This is a genomic window from Shimia sp. SK013, assembly GCF_001292625.1.
Lineage (GTDB): Bacteria > Pseudomonadota > Alphaproteobacteria > Rhodobacterales > Rhodobacteraceae > Shimia.
Genome location: NZ_LAJH01000014.1, coordinates 83,249 through 100,965 on the forward strand (window position 1 = coordinate 83,249; position 17,717 = coordinate 100,965).

The 17,717-nt window shown below is 58.6% G+C and carries 18 protein-coding genes; 9 read left to right on the forward strand and 9 right to left on the reverse strand.

Annotated features, from left to right (window positions below):
- Positions 1–368: 368 nt before the first annotated feature.
- Together SHIM_RS13935 and SHIM_RS13940 are read left to right on the forward strand one after the other, a co-directional pair.
- On the forward strand, positions 369–1,181 hold the full coding sequence (locus tag SHIM_RS13935) for a sulfotransferase family 2 domain-containing protein (RefSeq protein WP_054003287.1): 813 nt from the start codon (positions 369–371) through the stop codon (positions 1,179–1,181).
- Positions 1,182–1,302: 121 nt separating this feature from the next.
- Positions 1,303–1,893, forward strand: a complete 591-nt coding sequence (locus SHIM_RS13940) for a thymidine kinase (RefSeq protein ID WP_054003288.1) — start codon at positions 1,303–1,305, stop codon at positions 1,891–1,893.
- Positions 1,894–1,940: 47 nt separating this feature from the next.
- Here SHIM_RS13940 and SHIM_RS13945 read toward each other — a convergent pair whose 3' ends face one another.
- The 8 genes from SHIM_RS13945 to SHIM_RS13980 all read right to left on the reverse strand — a co-directional run bounded on the left by SHIM_RS13945 (position 1,941) and on the right by SHIM_RS13980 (position 9,586).
- Entirely contained in the window at positions 1,941–2,894 is a 954-nt protein-coding gene (locus tag SHIM_RS13945; RefSeq protein WP_054003289.1) for a 2-hydroxyacid dehydrogenase, read from the reverse strand.
- Entirely contained in the window at positions 2,891–3,229 is a 339-nt protein-coding gene (locus SHIM_RS13950; RefSeq protein WP_054003290.1) for a tRNA-binding protein, read from the reverse strand. The genes SHIM_RS13945 and SHIM_RS13950 overlap by 4 nt, the downstream gene beginning before the upstream one ends.
- A complete protein-coding gene (gene proC / locus SHIM_RS13955; protein WP_054003291.1) occupies positions 3,222–4,037 on the reverse strand; it encodes a pyrroline-5-carboxylate reductase in 816 nt (271 codons plus the stop codon). The genes SHIM_RS13950 and proC overlap by 8 nt, the downstream gene beginning before the upstream one ends.
- Positions 4,038–4,071: 34 nt before the next feature.
- Complete coding sequence (locus SHIM_RS13960) at positions 4,072–4,572, reverse strand: YbjN domain-containing protein (RefSeq protein WP_054003292.1); 501 nt, start codon at positions 4,570–4,572, stop codon at positions 4,072–4,074.
- A gap of 342 nt (positions 4,573–4,914) precedes the next feature.
- Positions 4,915–6,150 (reverse strand): efflux RND transporter periplasmic adaptor subunit, encoded by a 1,236-nt coding sequence (locus tag SHIM_RS13965; protein ID WP_054003293.1) that lies wholly within the window; start codon positions 6,148–6,150, stop codon positions 4,915–4,917.
- Between the two features lie 5 nt (positions 6,151–6,155).
- On the reverse strand, positions 6,156–8,519 hold the full coding sequence (locus tag SHIM_RS13970) for an ABC transporter permease (protein ID WP_082358405.1): 2,364 nt from the start codon (positions 8,517–8,519) through the stop codon (positions 6,156–6,158).
- Between the two features lie 4 nt (positions 8,520–8,523).
- Positions 8,524–9,252 carry an ABC transporter ATP-binding protein gene (locus SHIM_RS13975; protein WP_054003295.1) on the reverse strand — a complete coding sequence of 243 codons (729 nt, stop codon included), beginning with the start codon at positions 9,250–9,252 and terminating at the stop codon, positions 8,524–8,526.
- 94 nt (positions 9,253–9,346) lie between these two features.
- Positions 9,347–9,586, reverse strand: coding sequence for an accessory factor UbiK family protein (locus tag SHIM_RS13980; protein WP_054003296.1), 240 nt, complete (start codon positions 9,584–9,586; stop codon positions 9,347–9,349).
- Positions 9,587–9,707: 121 nt separating this feature from the next.
- Here SHIM_RS13980 and lgt point away from each other — a divergent pair, with 121 nt between their 5' ends.
- The 4 genes from lgt to SHIM_RS20425 all read left to right on the forward strand — a co-directional run bounded on the left by lgt (position 9,708) and on the right by SHIM_RS20425 (position 12,713).
- Positions 9,708–10,589 (forward strand): prolipoprotein diacylglyceryl transferase, encoded by an 882-nt coding sequence (gene lgt, locus SHIM_RS13985; protein WP_054003297.1) that lies wholly within the window; start codon positions 9,708–9,710, stop codon positions 10,587–10,589.
- Entirely contained in the window at positions 10,586–11,641 is a 1,056-nt protein-coding gene (locus SHIM_RS13990) for a class I SAM-dependent methyltransferase (RefSeq protein ID WP_054003298.1), read from the forward strand. The genes lgt and SHIM_RS13990 overlap by 4 nt, the downstream gene beginning before the upstream one ends.
- Entirely contained in the window at positions 11,638–12,396 is a 759-nt protein-coding gene (gene pgeF, locus SHIM_RS13995; RefSeq protein ID WP_054003299.1) for a peptidoglycan editing factor PgeF, read from the forward strand. The genes SHIM_RS13990 and pgeF overlap by 4 nt, the downstream gene beginning before the upstream one ends.
- A 179-nt stretch (positions 12,397–12,575) precedes the next feature.
- Complete coding sequence (locus SHIM_RS20425; RefSeq protein ID WP_193749931.1) at positions 12,576–12,713, forward strand: hypothetical protein; 138 nt, start codon at positions 12,576–12,578, stop codon at positions 12,711–12,713.
- 97 nt (positions 12,714–12,810) lie between these two features.
- Here the strand turns inward: SHIM_RS20425 and SHIM_RS14000 are convergent, their stop codons facing one another.
- Positions 12,811–13,311 (reverse strand): Lrp/AsnC family transcriptional regulator, encoded by a 501-nt coding sequence (locus SHIM_RS14000; protein ID WP_054003300.1) that lies wholly within the window; start codon positions 13,309–13,311, stop codon positions 12,811–12,813.
- Positions 13,312–13,527: 216 nt separating this feature from the next.
- Here SHIM_RS14000 and trxB point away from each other — a divergent pair, with 216 nt between their 5' ends.
- From trxB to SHIM_RS14015, 3 genes are all read left to right on the forward strand, one after another.
- On the forward strand, positions 13,528–14,469 hold the full coding sequence (trxB, locus tag SHIM_RS14005; RefSeq protein ID WP_054003301.1) for a thioredoxin-disulfide reductase: 942 nt from the start codon (positions 13,528–13,530) through the stop codon (positions 14,467–14,469).
- Between the two features lie 103 nt (positions 14,470–14,572).
- Positions 14,573–15,913, forward strand: a complete 1,341-nt coding sequence (locus SHIM_RS14010) for a cytochrome P450 (RefSeq protein WP_054003302.1) — start codon at positions 14,573–14,575, stop codon at positions 15,911–15,913.
- A 133-nt stretch (positions 15,914–16,046) separates the two neighbouring features.
- Positions 16,047–17,681 (forward strand): adenylate/guanylate cyclase domain-containing protein, encoded by a 1,635-nt coding sequence (locus SHIM_RS14015; protein WP_054003303.1) that lies wholly within the window; start codon positions 16,047–16,049, stop codon positions 17,679–17,681.
- Positions 17,682–17,717: the final 36 nt, after the last annotated feature.

The following is a 17,717-nucleotide window of genomic DNA, read 5'->3' on the forward strand; positions in this document are numbered from 1 at the left end:
TTAAAGACTTAACCGAAATTTGTCATTTGAAAAAGACCGGATGCACATATCCGGAGTGACGAGTTAAAAGTTTAAAGCAAAGGGGCTGACTTAGGCACGTATCGATCTGTCCATCGGTGCCCCGCAGCCCACCCGGCCGCACGGACCGTCTCATCCATCCCCAAAAGGTCAAAGCCTTTAAGGGACGGGAAGTGCACCCTCAGCGCTGGGGCGGGGCGGAAATTGGTTAATTTCCGCCCCGTTTTGTTGTCAGCAGAGTTTTCCCTAATTGCCCAAAAATTCGACACCGCTCGACGAAACGCCATTACCGTTATATTAGGTAGGTAATATCAACCTATGCGATAGGCGCGCTTGGCGATGGACCCGAGATGATTGTCAGCGACACACCGCCCTTTGTCTGGCTTTTGCCTTGGAAATGCGGCTCAACCACCGTCAAGCGACGCTTGGTCGAATTGGACACCAAACGCGCGCCGTCGTTTCGCCACTTCAACCAAATTATCGGCGCCCATGTCGACAAACACATTCCTCTGGATCAGGCGGCCCAACTGCCGGACGCGTCGCCTAAGCTTCAACGCGCCACCCTCGTGCGCAATCCTTACGACCGCATGTACTCGGGCTTCATGCAGCGCAAGAAAAGACTGGCCAAAAACCCGCCCGAATATCTTTCTGCCAAAGAAATTCGCGCCGAGCTCTTTGTGCTCAATCAAGGCTTTTTGGCTTTCCTGCAGCATCTGTCGGACCTGCACGAAGCTGGGTTGCCCATGCCTGCAGGCCATCCGCTTTATCGTCACATGCTCATCGAAGGAACGCCCGCTGTTGACTACGTCGGTTTTTTGGAAACGTTCGAAGCCTCTTTTGCACAAATTTGCGCCAAATTGGGTGCCAAGCCAGCCAACGAAATGATCGCGAATGTTCAATTTGAGGGTGCGCTCATCTCGCCGCACGCTTTTACCCAGACCACGTATCGCTATTTGAACAAATACACGCCAGAGGGCCTTGAGATCGTGAATCGCTTGTTCTCCGAAGATTTCGAACGGCTGCCCTACAGGCTGTTGCACGGAAAAGATCTGCCTCGGGATCAGGGATCGCCTTCAGATCCGCTTTGCCCGTTTTCTCTGGATGACCCACTCCTGCCGCAATCAGGGAACGTACTGAGCTTTGATTGGCGTTCTGCGGCTTAAGGCCCAAATGATCGCAACAAGATGCCCTCCGCCAGTGGTATTTTTGGCGAGAGACAGTTAGAAAATGGCAAACCGGCGATGCAATCGCCCAGACCGCCACACTCGACCCACAGGTACTTTCTTGGCCAAGCTCTATTTTCACTACTCCACCATGAACGCCGGCAAATCGACGGTGCTATTGCAAGCCGCCCACAATTATCGTGAACGCGGCATGTCGACCTATTTGCTGACCGCGCAATTCGACAAACGCGCTGGCGCGGGCAAAATCGCCTCGCGCATCGGCATTTCCGAGGACGCGGATACATTTGACGGCACAACCGATCTTTTTGAACGCATTCGGGTGCAAACCACCGAAGAAAACTTTGCCTGCGTTTTCATCGACGAGGCGCAATTCCTGACCCAGGAACAGGTCTGGCAATTGGCCCGCGCAGTTGATGATCTCAAGGTGCCGGTGATGTGCTACGGCCTGCGCGTTGATTTTCAGGGGCACCTTTTCCCCGGCTCAGCCGCGCTTCTGGCGCTGTCTGATGAAATGCGTGAGGTTCGCACCATTTGCCATTGCGGAAAGAAAGCCACGATGGTCGTGCGCCAGGACGAGAACGGCAATGCCCTGCGCGAAGGGGCGCAGGTTCAGATCGGCGGCAACGAAACCTACGTGTCTCTGTGCCGCCGTCATTGGCGCGATGCGATGGGCGATCAACCGCTCGGCTGACACTGTCGCAATACAGTCGCAATACCGACGCGATACCGACCGCGGTTTTACACCCTGTTGGGCGGTGTCTCACCGCGCGCAAACGCCCGCAGATTGTCGATCGCCATCATCCCCATTTGGGTGCGCACCTCAGACGTCGCCGTGCCCAGATGCGGCAACAGAGTGACGGTGTCCAACGCCTTCAATGCGTCCGGCACTTGGGGTTCAAACTCATAGACATCCAGACCCGCACCGCCAATAACCTTGTCCTGCAGTGCCGCAATAAGCGCTTGTTCATCAACCACTTCACCGCGCGAAATGTTGATGAAATGCGCATGCGGTTGCATGGCGTTGAACACATCCGCATCAAACAGATGGTGCGTCTCCGGTCCGCCAGGAACAGCCGCCACAACAACGTCGGCCACGGCCGCCATTTCACTCAGATCCTCGACCCGCTCAACCTCAATTTCCATCGGTTTTTTTGAGCGATTCCAATAAAGTACCTTCATCCCAAAGCCAAAGAAGCACCGCTGCGCAATGGCTTGACCAATGCGCCCCATGCCCGCAATCGCCACGGTCTTGCGCGACAGATGCATGCCCAGCATTTGCGTCGGATGCCACCCGCTCCATTTACCCGACCGCACCAACCGATCGCCCTCAGCCGCGCGCCGCGCACTCATCAGCATGAGCGTCATCGCAATGTCCGCCGTCGCGTCGGTCACCGCCCCCGGCGTGTTGGTCACCTCAACCCCCGCAGCACGCGCCGCCGCAACGTCTATGTGGTTGAAACCGACGCCAAAATTGGCCAGCAGTTTACAGCGCGGCGCGGGCACGTCCGCAAAAACCTGCGCGTCAAACATATCGCCCAACGTTGGCAGGATCACATCGTATTCGCGCAGCGCATGACGCATATCACCCTGGCTCAGCGGGCTATTGTTGCGCCGCAAAACCACATCAAAGTCTTTTCTCGCCGCCTCTTCCACCTGCTCTGGTAAAGGGCGTGTAATATATAATTTTTTCAATGCATTCGCCCTCCAGCGGGCACATCTTTGTCAGGTCCAATCAAAACAATTTCCCCATCCGCATCCGGCAATCCAAGCACCAAGATTTCGCTCATGAACTTGCCAATCTGGCGCGGCGGGAAATTCACCACGGCCATCACTTGTTTGCCAATCAACTGCTCGGGCTCATAGTGTTTGGTGATCTGGGCCGAGCTTTTGCGCTCACCAATGTCGCCGCCAAAATCCACCCACAGCTTGATCGCAGGCTTACGCGCCTCAGGATAAGGCTCGGCACGGGTCACCGTCCCCACACGGATATCGACCTTCAAAAACGCGTCAAAGTCGATCTCAGCCATTGGACAACTCCTGACTGCGCAACGTTGCGGCGCCGACTGTGCGCAACATCAATGGAGGCAAACCGTCCGCCGGGTCCATCAATTCCTTAAGCCCTGCTTGGGTTGTGCCATTCGGGCTTGTCACATTGATCCTCAGTTGCTCCGGCGTCTCATCAGCCGCCTCAGCCAAAGCTCCAGCGCCCGCGACGGTGGCTTTGGCCAACGCCATCGACAACTCCGCCGGCAACCCTTGCGCCTCGCCAGCTGCCGCCAAAGTCTCAATCAAATGAAAGACATACGCCGGACCAGAACCGCTAACCCCTGTGACCGCATCAATCTGGGTTTCGCGCTCCAATCGCACAACCTGCCCCACAGCGCGCAACAAGCCCTCCGCTGCGTCCAGACCTTCCGCTCCTGCGAGAGTGTTGCCAATAATCGCGGAAATCCCTTTGCCAACCGCCGCCGGAGTGTTCGGCATCGCGCGCACGATTGGTGTCTGCGCCCCCAACATGTCCTCATACGTTGCGATCGAAATGCCGGCGGCCACCGACACAAACAATGTCTCGCCATTGCCCATTGCCGCCAAAGTTGGCAAAGCATCTGCCATCATCTGGGGCTTCACAGCAATCAGCACTATCGCGGGTGATTTCGGCAGGTCGGTGTTTACATGAACTCCGGCGCCTTTGACAAAATCGTTGGGAAACGGATCCTGAACCCAAACCGACGTCGCGGGCAGCCCGTCTGCCAACCAGCCCTGCAACATCGCCGAGCCCATCTTGCCACATCCCAGCAGGACCAGCCCGTTCGCTGCCACGTCTTTCATGTCCATGAAATTTCCCCTCAATTTCGTTCGGGGGAAAGTGTTACGCCCGCCCGTAGGCCTCTGCAATGGCTACCTGCATCGCATCCTCAACCTTGCGGTCTCCCCAGACCACAAGCTGGAACGCCGGGTAAAATCGCTCACAGGCTTCGACGGCCAGACGGATCAAGGTGTCGATCTGCTCGGGGCTTGCAACCTGACCACCAGTCAGCACCAAACCATAACGATAGATCATCAACTGTTGCTTCTGCCAGTATGTGAATGCACCCGCCCAGCACTCGTCGTTCACAGCGTTAAGCGCCTCAAAGAGCTGCGGCAGCTTCTCTTCTGGTGGCTCATTTTCAAAGGAACATACCAGGCGAAGTGTTTCATCGTACGCCGACCACGCCAGCGTGATCGAATAGGTCTTCCACTGGCCTTCTACGGCCATTGCGATCTGGTCATCAGCGATACGATCAAAGTTCCAATCGTAGTGCGTCGCGATGTGCTCCACGATGTCGATAGGATGGAGGTCGTCGTCAAAAAACTGTTCGGACAATGCCATAGCGCCACCTCGTTTTTGCTGTTGCGCTTGGGGATCGGCAGCGCCCCTAGCGCTTGGTGCCTGCTCTAGACCCTGTGGCGACTGCCACGGCTCTTACAACATATCGTGGTGCGGTGGCTGTCCTCTGTAAAGCAAAATATCTGTGGATAACGCAATAAGTTGTGGATTAAACTGAATTCAGCACAAGACGCAGGCGTGACCTGCCCCTCGCAAGCCAGCTCCGCGCGAGACCTAATTCCTCGCTGATTGTATAAAAATTACGGGCTCCCCCGCATTGCTCTAAAGCCACTTGAGACACAGATGTGCCCACGTCGCCAACCACACACCACCTGCCCGTCAGGATCAGTTTGCTGCGCGTTGCACTATTTTTGCGCCATCGGTCAGCCCGGCGGAAGGGTAGAGCACCACGTTTTCCCCGGCCTCAAGCCCCTCCAAAATCTGCGCATTCAGCCCGTTGTTGCGGCCAACCCGCACCTCGCGTAACACCGCAGCGCCATCTGCTTGGGCGACAAACACCATCCAGCGACCATTTTGTCGAAACAAGGCGCTGGAGGGCGCGATCAGCGCATCCTCTACGTCCCAGACCACGATTCGGGCCTCAACCCGAAATCCATGGCCCAATGTGCGCCATTGCTCAGGATCGCCGGTGAATTGGATTACGGCGTTCACCCGTTGCTCTTCAACGCCCAGCGCGGAGTGTTTGGTAAACCCCCAAGGATCAATCCGCTCGACCTCGCCCGCCAAATCGCCGGCCCCACCCCAATTGGTGATGATGACCCGATTTCCAACATCCACCCGAACGGCATCAGTGGACAGCAATTCTACCACCACTTCCAGATCACTTGCGGTGTCACCGACTTCAAGAATGGGCGCACCAGCCCCAAGCGTGGTTTCACTTTTTTGAATGATACGCAGCACCCGCCCGGTGATCGGGGATGGCAGCGAAATCGGCTTGCTGTCCGCACCGGGCGCGGCCTGATACAGCCCCTGATCATCAAATCCGATCAACCGCGCCTTGGCGTTATTGAGGTCCGCAACCCGCATTGAAATCGCGGCGCGCGCGGTATCGACGATGGCCTGAACGGACCGCCAGGTGCCCTCCGCACGGTCCAATGCAGCCTTCGATATGGTGTCCTGCTTGAACAAAGCGCGGGCGCGCTTCACGTCCTCTTCGGCCAAATCGCGATCCGCCAATGCCTTGTTTACATCTGCCTCCGCCACGCGCAACGCGGCCTCAGCCGCCGCGATCGAGGCGTTTGCCTGCTCGCGCGTGCGGATATCCAGCGCGGCCGGATTGGTCGGCAGCATCTGCGCCACCACGGTTTTTCCGGCTTCGACAAAATCGCCGGGTTCCAACGCCACGCGCATCAAGCGCCCTGCGATGGGCGTGGACACCACATAGGGATCGCGCACCTGAGTGCGGGCTTCTTCATCGACCGTGACCACCAATGGACCGCGCGTCACCTCGCCCAGATCCACCGGCATGGGCTTGGGCCAAAACGCCGCGCCAAGCGCTGCTGCGATCACCAAAGCCGCTGTCACCGTCACAACTCGCCGCGATTGCCTCTTCTTAGCCATCCCGCTCACTCTCTCGTCTTCAGGGTCGCCACAAGGTCGACCCGCTCGATTTCGCGCTTTACCAGCCACCCGCTGATCAACGCGGCCATAACCACTGCTGTTCCCGCGACGCCAAAGGCTTCAGGGCGGAACCCCGTCGGGATCTGGTACAGATCGGTGCTGAACCCAGCAGCCACCAGATACGATAATCCATAGCCCAATAGCACCCCGATCGGCAGCGCCAGCAAGACCACGATTGCCAGCTCCCCAAGCAAAATGAACGCCGCTTCGCCTTGGGTGAACCCCATGACCCGCAAACTGGCAAGGTCGCGTGATTGCTCACCAAAACTGATGCGCGCACTGTTGTAAACAATGCCAAAGGTAATCACGCCCGCAATCAGCGCCATGACATAGCGCATGGTGCCCGCACCTTCGTCCATCAACTTCTTCATCGCCGCACGGGCATCATTTTTGCGGGTAACACCGGCAACACTGGGCACATCTTTCAGGGCAGAAAACAACGCCGGATAGGCGCCTGCATCAACCCGCATGTAGGCGCCCGATATCCGTCCAGGCTCGCCCAGCGCACGGTTGAGAGCCTCAATGTGCATAAACGCCGGCGCCCCCATCAAAGTCTCGGCAATCCGAGCGACGCGCAATTCCAACACCGGCCGCCGGCCCTCTAGAACGTCCACCGACACCGTGTCGCCCGCGCCAATGCCCAGCGTGTCTGCCAGAGATTTTGCCAGCACAATGCCGTTGTCAGGCATCGCAATATCGGCATGATCCGCATCCACGGCGCGATTCAGTCGCGCGTTTTCCACAAGCCCCGTCACTGACCCGCGATAGCTTTCGGTGCCATTGCGCAGGACGGCCCCCACGGCTCGTATCGGCTCCACCTCGATGACACCGGGCAAATGCGCCAGATCAAACGCCGTCTTGTCCGGCATTTGCTCAAAAAACGTCACAGCCACATCTGAGCGGTCAATCACACCATAGGTCGTGTCCAGCACATCGTTGAACCCAGACATCACCGACATTTGCGCCGAACTCAGCCCCATGCCCGCGGCGATACCAATCACCGCGCCAAAAATGCGCCCCGGATTGCGCAACACCCGACGAAGCACCATGCGGCTCGGCTGATCCAGCCAAGTCTTAAGCGCCGCAGTGAGCGCGCCTGACTTGGAATAATCCGCAGGCGCCGGTGGGCGCATCGCCACAGCAGGTGTCAGGGCAAAAACCTGCCGCAACACCGACACGCCGCCCACAACTGCCGCCAAAACCGAAATCAAAACCCCTGATGCGAAACTCGACGGGTCAACACGGAACACCAGAAACGGCAAATGATACAGCGCTTGATAAAGCCCCGCCAACGCGCGCCCCGCCCAGACCCCGCCCAAACAGCCAAGCGCCGCACCTGCAAGAGCAATACTCACCACAAGTTTGAAGTAGTGCAGCGAAACCTCTGTGTCCGTATAGCCAAACGCCTTGATCAAACCGATCTGCTCGCGTTCTGCGCTGACCATTCGGCTCACGACGATGTACAACAAAAACGCCGCGACCCCCATGAAAATGGGCGGCACCGCTTTGGACGTCGCCTTCAATCCCTTGATTTCCTCACTCAGAAACCGATTGCTGACTTGATCCTCAAGCGCATATGCCCCCAGCCCGCCGTAACGATCCAACAACGAATCCACAGCGGTCAGAACAGGCGCGACGTCCGCGCCACGCTCCAATGACAACAGCGCTTCGTTAAAGGCGCCCTTCAAATCAAACGCAGCCTCCAACGCTTCGGCGTTCAACCACAGCACGGCAAAGCGCGCATCGTCAGGCACCAACTCTCCGGGGGCCGTTGTGAACAGAAACTCCGGCGATTGCGCGATCCCCACAATGCGGAAGGTGCGCTTGCTGCCATAAAGTGTCGCCGACAAAACATCGCCCAACGCCAGATCATGCGCCCGCGCAAAACTGCGCAGCAAAAGCACTTCATCCGTGCGCCCGATCCGCGGTCGCTGCCCCTCCGACAGATACACATCATTCAGCCAGGGATTGCGCCACTCCGGCAGGCTCAGAACTTGTGCTCTCACGGGCAAGTCCTGCCCGACAATATCCACCAAAGCCCCGCCCTGTACGCGACCTTCCACAGCGGCCACACCCGGAATTTCCGCAAGCCGCGTCAGCATCTTTTGCGGCGCGCGTGTCACAGGTGCAAACACATCCGCCAACCGATAGCGCTCATAATAGGTTGCCCGCGTTTCCTCGAGCGACGAAATCATGCCTGACATCATCACCTGCAACAGAACACCGACGGCAACCACGACAGCAATCGCCCCCGCTTGCCCCTTGATGCGCCACATATCCCGCAAAAGTTTCCGATCAAGCGCCCGCATCAGATCACCACGCGATCTCGTCAGGACTAACTCGGGTGTCGTTCTCAGTCACTGACCGGATGGCACCATCGGCAAAATGAATGACCCTATGTGCCATCTGCGCAGTCGCCGCCGCATGGGTCACAATCATCACCGTTGCACCGAGTTCGCGGTTGATGTCGTTGATCACATGCAACACGGCCCGCCCTGTCGCGCTATCGAGCGCGCCCGTGGGTTCATCACAAAACAGCACCGTTGGATTCTTGGCAACCGCGCGCGCAATCGCCACACGTTGTTGCTCCCCTCCCGACATTTGCGCTGGAAAGTGGTTCACCCGTTCGCCCAGCCCCACCAACTGCAAGGCGCGGTCCGCCTCCATCGGGTTCTCGGCAATTTCGGTGACCAGCTCGACGTTCTCAAACGCGGTCAACGACGGCATCAGATTGTAAAATTGAAAGACAAACCCAACGTGGTCGCGTCGATACATCGTCAACGCGCGATCACTCATCTCACTCAGGTTCTGGTCTTGGAAAAAGGCCTCGCCGTCGCTTGCCCGGTCCAAGCCACCAAGGATATTCAAAAGCGTCGACTTGCCGGACCCCGAGGGGCCCAACAACACAACGATTTCACCTTCAGGAACTTCCAGATCCACCCCGCGCAACGCGTGAACAGCGGCTGCGCCTTCCCCATAGACCTTGGTCAAGCCACGGGTTCTGAATGTGGTGCGTGGGGGCTGCGTCTTGCGATCCGACATGACGTCTCCTTCTCGCTAAAGGAGACTAGGCCGCAAGCGCGGCCCTGTCCATGTGTCGCAAAGTATCAGGTACAACACACCTGATCAAAACCACTTACTTGTTTTCAAGCGCCTCGATGCGCGCCTTGAGCGCCTCGTTTTCTTCGCGTGCTTTCTGGGCCATTCCCCGCACAGCGTCAAATTCTTCGCGGGTGACAAAATCGCGATCCGCCAACCAGCGGTCCATCATCGATTTCATCGCGTTTTCCGCTTCGTCCTTTGCGCCTTGGGCCACGCCCATTGCATTGGTCATCAGCTGGGACATGTCGTCCATAAACTTGTTACGGGTTTGCATTGATCTCTCCGCTTTTGGCTGAACCCTATATGGGGCGGGTTGGACGGCGACACAAGATCGTTTGCCCACCTTGACTTTGACCACCCTGCGCGCCCACTTATGCCCCAACAGGTGAGGTCCCATGCGCGCATCCATTATCTTCCCCGATATCTCGCCAGAGATATTTTCGATTTCAGCCTTTGGCATGGAGTTCGCCCTGCGCTGGTACGCGCTGGCCTATATCGTCGGCATTCTGCTCGGCTGGCGCATCGTTGTGGCCGCTGTCCGCGCTCAGCGCTTGTGGCCCAACGACGAGGCCCCCATCAATCCGCGCCAGATCGAAGACCTGCTCACATGGGTGATTCTCGGCGTAATTCTTGGCGGCCGGCTTGGCTATGTGCTGTTTTACAAACCGACGTATTACGCCGCCAATCCCGCTGAAATCCTACAAATCTGGCAAGGCGGTATGGCGTTTCATGGTGGCATGCTGGGGGTTGTCGTCGCGGCGTGGATCTACACCAGCGCCCACAAACTCAACAAACTGCGCGTTGCGGACGCGATGGTGCTGGGCATCTGGCCGGGCCTTCTGCTGGGCCGCATCGCCAATTTCATCAATGCCGAACTCTGGGGCCGCCAAACCGACGTTGCGTGGGGCGTGGTTTTCCCGGGCCATGCAGCGCAGGATTGCGGTCAGCTTCTTGGCCTCTGCGCGCGCCATCCATCGCAACTCTATGAAGCTGTGATGGAGGGTCTGATCCTTGGCGCGCTATTGCTCTGGCTAGCATGGCGCCGCAACGGTTTCAAAACCCCCGGCCTGCTCACCGGCACCTTCTTTGCCGGCTACGGCCTCGCGCGCTTCATCGTTGAATTCTTCCGCCAACCCGACGCGCATTTTGTGACCGAAGGCAATCCGCTCGGCCTCGCCCTGCAACTTGGCAGCTATGGTCTCACCATGGGTCAGTTGCTGTCCCTGCCGATGATCCTTCTAGGGGTGTACCTGATCGCGCGGGCCAAACCGGCGTGAGCGCCCTGACACCGCATCTGCTGGCCCGGATCGAAGCGCACGGACCGATGACAGTCGCTGATTTCATGACCGAAGCGCTGCTGCATCCCGAGCACGGCTACTACACCACACGCGACCCCTTGGGTGCCGCCGGCGATTTCACCACTGCGCCTGAGATTTCGCAGATGTTTGGCGAACTTATCGGCCTCGCGCTGGCCCAAGCTTGGCTTGATCAGGGCGCCCCTTCGCCCTTCACGCTGGCAGAACTTGGTCCCGGTCGGGGCACGTTGATGGCCGACATCCTGCGCGCCACCCGTCAGGTTCCCGGCTTTCACGCCGCCGCCAAGGTACATCTGGCCGAAGCCTCGCCCACCCTGCGTGCCAAACAGCAAGAACTGGTCGGAGACGCCACTTGGCACAGCAGCATCGACACGCTGCCTGCCCAACCACTGTTTCTTGTCGCCAACGAGTTTTTTGACGCCCTGCCGATCCGTCAGTTCCTGCGCGCCGACACTGGTTGGCATGAACGCATGATCACCTTTCGCGACGGCGCGCTGACCTTTGCATTGGGCCCCGAATTGCCACAGCCGGACCTCGAACACCGCCTTGCGGATACAGTGCCTGACCAGATCGTCGAAACCTGCGCCCCAGCGCTTGCCGTGTGTGACCGGATCGGCGCATCCATACAGACTCACGGCGGCGTGGCCCTGCTGATTGACTATGGTGGCTGGACCTCGCTTGGTGACACGCTGCAGGCCTTGCAAAATCATGCACCTGCCGATCCGCTCGCAGCACCCGGTACCGCCGATTTAACGGCCCATGTGGATTTCGAAGCCCTTGCCAAAGCCGCACCATGTGCCCACGCGGACCTGACACCGCAAGGTGTGTTCCTCGAACGCCTTGGCATCACCCAGCGCGCCCAATCATTGGCGTCCCATCTTAGCGGCGAAGCGCTGAAATCACACATCGCAGCGCATCGGCGCTTGACGCATCCACAGGAAATGGGAAACCTGTTCATGGTTCTTGCGCTCTTTCCCAAAGGCGCACCCCCTCCGCCTGGATGCCTCACATGACACTGGAAATCCTCACGTCCGACTTGCTTGGCCCCGTGCGTCACGGGTTTTTCACGCGTCGCGGGGGGGCCTCGTCTGGCGTGTTTTCCGGGCTGAACTGCGGCATGGGCAGCACAGACCAATCCGAGATCGTCACCATCAACCGATCCCGCGTGGCCGAGGCCATGAACGTGCCTCTCACGCATATGGCCCACCTTTATCAGGTGCACTCCGCCGACGTTCAGACCATCACCGAGCCGCAAAACGGTGCCCGCCCCAAAGCAGACGCCCTTGTCACAGCCACGCCGGGCCTTGCCCTTGCGGTTCTGACCGCTGATTGCCAACCCGTCCTGTTTGCCGACACAGAAGCTGGCGTCGTGGGCGCGACCCACGCTGGCTGGCGCGGCGCTTTGGACGGCGTGCTGGAGGCAACACTGGACGCTATGGAAGATCTGGGGGCCACCCGCGCCAACACCAAAGCCGTGATCGGCCCCTCCATTTCACAAGCCGCCTACGAAGTCGGCCCAGAGTTTCTGGACGCCTTTATCGCGCATACCCCCGAAAACAGTCGCTTTTTCGCCCAAGGCGAAGGCGACCGGATGCAATTTGACTTACCAAGCTACGGGCTTCACCGACTGCGAACTGCTGGAATCGGCGCTGCGGAATGGACACGCCATTGTACCTACGCTGACGCCGGCCGCTTTTACTCATACCGCCGGACGACACATGCGCGCGAAGCAGATTATGGCCGCCTGATTTCCGTGATCCGCCTGTAAATTCAGGCATTTTCCCCGCGCAGCGCCACAATTGAGACAGATTGCCTAAAATTTGGTTTGGTATTTTCCTTAAATCTGACCAATCTTGCCCCATCTCCGCCCCAATCTGAGGCGAAATTGTTCTCAACACGGAAACAAACTGGCCCCGCAAGAAGGGCCGACAGCCACGGAGAGCAGACATGAGAAACCAACGCTTTATCAAATCGGTCGTAGCCGCATCCAAAGCAGACGCACCGGCCATGCCATGGGCGCGCGGTGCACGCCGCGCAGCGTTCATCGCCAAGCGCACCGCCGAAGGCTTCGCCAAAGCGGCCTAAGCCTTCGCAACCCAAGACATTTCGCAAAAAAGCCGCCCTCTTTGGGCGGCCTTTTTTGTCTTGGGATACCTTGCATAGCGCGATGCGCGGTATCGTCTCAGGCGTCGCGGCTCAATCGTTCTTCAAGCACTTCAAACGGAACCCCGGGTGCATCTTTTGCCCCACGGATTACCAATGACGTCTTCACGCTCGCAACATTGTCCGCACTGGTTAGGTCTTCAGTCAAAAAGGTCTGAAACGTGCTCAGGTCCGGCGCAACACACTTGAGGATGAAATCCACCTCACCATTCAGCATGTGACACTCACGAACCAAAGGCCAATTGCGGCAGCGCTCCTCAAAGGCACTCAGATCCGCCTCGGCTTGGCTGACCAATCCGACCATTGCGAAAACCTGCACTTCAAAGCCCAACTCACGGCTGTCCACATCCGCGTGATAGCCGCGAATGTAGCCCGCCTCTTCCAATGTGCGCACACGGCGCAGGCATGGCGGCGCCGAAATACCGACTCGCTTGGCGAGTTCTACGTTGGTCATCCGGCCGTCGGCCTGCAATTCAGCGAGAATTTTGCGATCAATCGGATCGAGCCGGTGTCCAGCCATGTGAAAACGTCACTCCCTAAGGTTTGCGGTTCTTATACCACTGCCGCGCCAACGCGCAATAATGTTTCGCATCTGCGCAATATCCTTTTGCAATATCCCGCCCAAAGGCAGATCGCGAGACCGTGTGTTCCTGAAACCGACCAAGGCCTTTTCCTATGGGCAAGGGGCCGCTATATCCGCTATCGGACTCGCAAACACATTTCAAAAGGGTGCCTCATGGCCGACACGAAACACACCAAGGTTCTGATCATCGGCTCCGGCCCCGCAGGTTACACCGCAGGCGTCTATGCCAGCCGCGCCATGTTGGAACCTGTTCTTGTGCAGGGCCTTGAGCCCGGCGGCCAGTTGACCACCACCACTGAAGTCGAAAACTATCCGTCGTTTGTCGAGGTCCAAGGCCCCGAGCTGATGATGAAGATGGAAGAACACGCCCGTGCCATGGGTTGCGAAATCGTCGGCGACATCATCACTGACCTCGATCTGTCCGAGCGTCCCTTCAAGGCCAAAGGCGACAGCGGCACGCTTTACACAGCCGACGCCGTAATCCTTTGCACCGGTGCACGCGCCAAGTGGCTTGGTCTAGACAGCGAAGAAGCCTTCAAAGGCTTCGGCGTATCCGCTTGCGCCACTTGTGACGGCTTCTTTTACCGCGGTCAGGAAATCGTGGTTGTCGGCGGCGGCAACACCGCTGTCGAAGAGGCGCTGTTCCTCACAAAATTTGCGTCCAAGGTCACGTTGATCCACCGCCGCGACGAGTTGCGCGCAGAGAAAATCCTGCAGGACCGCCTGTTCAAACACGAGAAAATCGAAACCCTTTGGTTCCACGAACTAGAAGAGGTTGTCGGCACCGATGTGCCCAAAGGCGTGACTGGCGTGAAGGTCAAACACACAACAACTGGCGAGATCACCGAAATCCCCGCGGCAGGCGTCTTTATCGCCATCGGCCACGCGCCTGCGAGTGAGCTGGTTTCAGAACAGCTGGAGCTGCACAACGGCGGCTACGTGACCGTTGAGCCCGGCTCCACCCGCACGTCCATTCCTGGCGTTTTCGCTGCGGGCGATTTGACCGATCACATTTATCGTCAGGCCGTGACCTCCGCTGGCATGGGCTGCATGGCCGCGCTGGACGCCGAAAAATTCATCGCGGAACACGAATAACATCTGACGTGATCTGAAAAAATTCTGGCAACCGACGCAACTGTCGGTTGCCAGCACAGGTGCCAAAGCCGTAGCGTTCCCGCACATCATCCGGAGCCAGCCTTTGCCCGCAACAGCCGCCAAATCACTCTCCTTAAACGACATCCCCCACCCGCCCCTGACGCCGGTGGTCGGCCACACGCTTGACCTTTTGCGCGACCCGATCGGCTTGCACATGGGCGCGGCGGCAACCTACGGCCCCGTCTATAAAGTCAAAGTTCTCGGCCAGTGGCGGGTCTCGCTTGGCAGTGCAGATGCGCTCGAATTCATCCTTGGGGACACGCAGAAACTCTTCTCCTCCTACGAAGGTTGGGACATGTTGCACAGGCTGTTTCCCGGCGGCCTGATGTTGCGCGACTTTGACGACCACCGTGCGCATCGCCGCATCATGCAGGCGGCGTTCCGCAAGCCTGTCATGGATGCCTACCGCGCCCGGCTCGAAACGGCGACGGCCACGCTCCTGACGGGCTGGAAAACGGACAACCAGTTCAAATTCTTCCCTGCGATCAAGGACATGACGCTGCGCATGGGTGCGGCTGTCTTCATGGGACTTGATCTGGATGACCCGCGCGCAGACATGCTGTCCAGTGCCTTCCGTGCCGAAGTCGCCGCCGCGACGTCCGTGATCCGCAAACCGGTGCCATTCACCAAAATGGCGCGCGGCATGGCCGCCCGTGCCACGTTGACACAAAATTTCGCCATGATGATACCCGAGCGCCGCGCCGCCCCAGGTGACGACTTTTTCTCCCAAATGGTGCTGGCTGCAGATGAGGACGGCAACAGCTGGAATGCCGACGACCTCGTCGACCATTTCAACTTTCTGATGATGGCCGCGCATGACACCACCGCCTCCGCCCTAACCAAAGTTGCTTGGGCGCTTGCAACCTATCCAGACTGGCAGGACAGAATAATCACCGAGGTCGACGCCCTGCCAGCGGGCCCAATTGACGACACGGGCTTGGCATCCATGCAGGCCACCGATCTTGTGTTGAAAGAAGCCCTGCGTCTTTTGCCACCTGTGCCTCTGATCCCCCGCCGTGCCGTGCGCGATTTTGAATGGCAGGGACACATTATTCCAGCGGGAACGTGGGTTTCCGCCACGCCAGGCACCGTCATGATGTCCCCCGAATACTGGACCGAACCCGAACAATTTGACCCGGACCGCTTTGGACCGGACCGCCAGGAAGACCGCACTCATAAATACGCTTGGGCTCCGTTTGGCGGTGGCGCGCATAAATGCATCGGTCTGCATTTCGCCACCATGCAGGTAAAGATCTTCCTGGCCGCGCTCCTTAAAACCCATCGTATCGAGCGGTCTGACCAAACCCCCGTTAACTGGATCCGCGTGCCCATTCCGCAACCAAAAGGTGGCCTTCCGGTGGTTCTGCGCAAACGCGCACAGTGATCCGCGCCTTGACCCACCTCCCTCGTGCCGCCACTCTCTAAGCCAAAGGCAACAGGACAAGACATTGGCAACATCAGGCAGCTCCTCTCTTTGGAAAGGGAACTGGCGCACACGCGCGCGAATTCTCTCCGGATTGATCCTGTTCACATACGTGTTCTTTCACTTCCTCAATATCGGGCTGGGTATCTTCTCGCTTGAAATCATGGAGTCGTTTCAGGACATTCGCCAAGCTGTGCACCGCTCTGTGCTTGGCACCGCTCTACTGTATGGCGCGCTCTTCACGCACATGGGGCTGGCGCTTTATCGCCTCGCCCGACGGCGCACTCTGAAAATGCCAACTTGGGAGGCGTTTCAGATCATCCTTGGCATCCTGATACCGCTGTTTCTGACCGCCCATATCGTTCACACCCGCATGGCCAACGATTTTTTTGGCCTGAACGACCGGATGGGCTATCTCGTCGGATTGATTTGGGACAGCGCCAGCGGGTGGAATCAGGCGCTTCTGCTTCTCATCACTTGGACCCACGGCTGTATGGGGCTGCATTTCTGGCTGCGCGCGCAAAGTTGGTGGCGCAAATTCCTACCTCTTCTCATCAGCCTTGCCACTCTGATCCCCGCATGGGCCCTCACCGGTTTCATGATCCAGGGCCGCGCGCAAAAAGCGCTGCTGAGCGATCCTGAAACATTCCCAGCACTGGCCGAGCGTTACAACTGGTTGTCCCCCGAACAATTCGGCGTCCTGTTAGAGGCCACCAACCGCAACTTGCTGATTTTTGCGGCGATTGTTGCCCTGACCCTCATCACCCACCTGACACGCCGCTATGTGATCCGCAGAGGCGCTGTGCCGATCCGCTATGTGTCTGGCCCAGAAATCAAAGGCCAGCGCGGCATGACTCTCCTGGAGATGTCTCGCGCGAACGGCGTGGACCACATGGCCCTTTGTGGCGGGCGCGGGCGCTGCACCACGTGTCGCGTTATCATCGAAGACGGCGCCGACCTGCTGCACCCGCCTTCCCCCGAAGAAGCCGCAAGCCTTGCGGCCGTGAACGCGCCCCCCAATGCCCGCCTTGCCTGTCAGTTGCGCCCAACCGAACCGGCCACTGTGTTGCAGGTCTTTCGTTCCGACGGACGTCGCGCCCGCGCGCACCAAAGCCTTGGCGAAGAGCGCCGCATGGCGATCCTGTTTCTGGACATGCGCAGCTTTACCGCCCGCACCACCGGACAATTGCCGTATGATGTGGTGTTTTTGCTCAACCGGTTCTTTGATGCCATTGTCCCGTCGATCACTGGTGCAGGCGGCACTGTGGACAAATATCTGGGCGACGGCCTGCTGGCGGTTTTTGAAAAGGGCAACGAGGGCGAATCCGCTCAAGCGGCGCTGGATGCTGCCGCTGGTATCGGCGCTGCACTTGCCACCTTCAATCAAACACTCAAAGCCGAGAAAGCCGCGCCTGTCGCTATCGGCATGGGGCTGCACCTTGGCACACTGGTGATGGGCGAAATTGGTGCCGCCGACAACGCCCCACGCACAATCATCGGTGACACGGTGAATGCCACATCGCGCCTTGAGGGGAAAACCAAGGAGTTGGCGGTCGAGGCCCTGATTTCGAAGGACCTCCTCAGGACCGCAGGATACGACACCGACCATCTAGCTTTTGTACAGCTTGACCTGCGCGGCGTGGCAGAGCCGATGGACGCCTTGCCCGTCACCAAAGCAGCCAGACTGCCTCAGATTCTGCAGCCAGAACCAGCGGCCCCAGAAATTTAACCCCGTATTAGAAGCGTTGCACTGGACGCAAAATCG

Excerpts from the sequence above, each read along its gene's own strand:
- SHIM_RS13935 (WP_054003287.1), top strand. The coding sequence starts at position 369 with ATGATTGTCAGCGACACACCGCCCTTTGTCTGGCTTTTGCCTTGGAAA.
- SHIM_RS13950 (WP_054003290.1), bottom strand. The coding sequence starts at position 3,229 with ATGGCTGAGATCGACTTTGACGCGTTTTTGAAGGTCGATATCCGTGTG.
- proC (WP_054003291.1), bottom strand. The coding sequence starts at position 4,037 with ATGGACATGAAAGACGTGGCAGCGAACGGGCTGGTCCTGCTGGGATGT.
- SHIM_RS13960 (WP_054003292.1), bottom strand. The coding sequence starts at position 4,572 with ATGGCATTGTCCGAACAGTTTTTTGACGACGACCTCCATCCTATCGAC.
- SHIM_RS13965 (WP_054003293.1), bottom strand. The coding sequence starts at position 6,150 with ATGGCTAAGAAGAGGCAATCGCGGCGAGTTGTGACGGTGACAGCGGCT.
- SHIM_RS13970 (WP_082358405.1), bottom strand. The coding sequence starts at position 8,519 with ATGCGGGCGCTTGATCGGAAACTTTTGCGGGATATGTGGCGCATCAAG.
- SHIM_RS13975 (WP_054003295.1), bottom strand. The coding sequence starts at position 9,252 with ATGTCGGATCGCAAGACGCAGCCCCCACGCACCACATTCAGAACCCGT.
- SHIM_RS13980 (WP_054003296.1), bottom strand. The coding sequence starts at position 9,586 with ATGCAAACCCGTAACAAGTTTATGGACGACATGTCCCAGCTGATGACC.
- lgt (WP_054003297.1), top strand. The coding sequence starts at position 9,708 with ATGCGCGCATCCATTATCTTCCCCGATATCTCGCCAGAGATATTTTCG.
- pgeF (WP_054003299.1), top strand. The coding sequence starts at position 11,638 with ATGACACTGGAAATCCTCACGTCCGACTTGCTTGGCCCCGTGCGTCAC.
- SHIM_RS20425 (WP_193749931.1), top strand. The coding sequence starts at position 12,576 with ATGAGAAACCAACGCTTTATCAAATCGGTCGTAGCCGCATCCAAAGCA.
- SHIM_RS14000 (WP_054003300.1), bottom strand. The coding sequence starts at position 13,311 with ATGGCTGGACACCGGCTCGATCCGATTGATCGCAAAATTCTCGCTGAA.
- trxB (WP_054003301.1), top strand. The coding sequence starts at position 13,528 with ATGGCCGACACGAAACACACCAAGGTTCTGATCATCGGCTCCGGCCCC.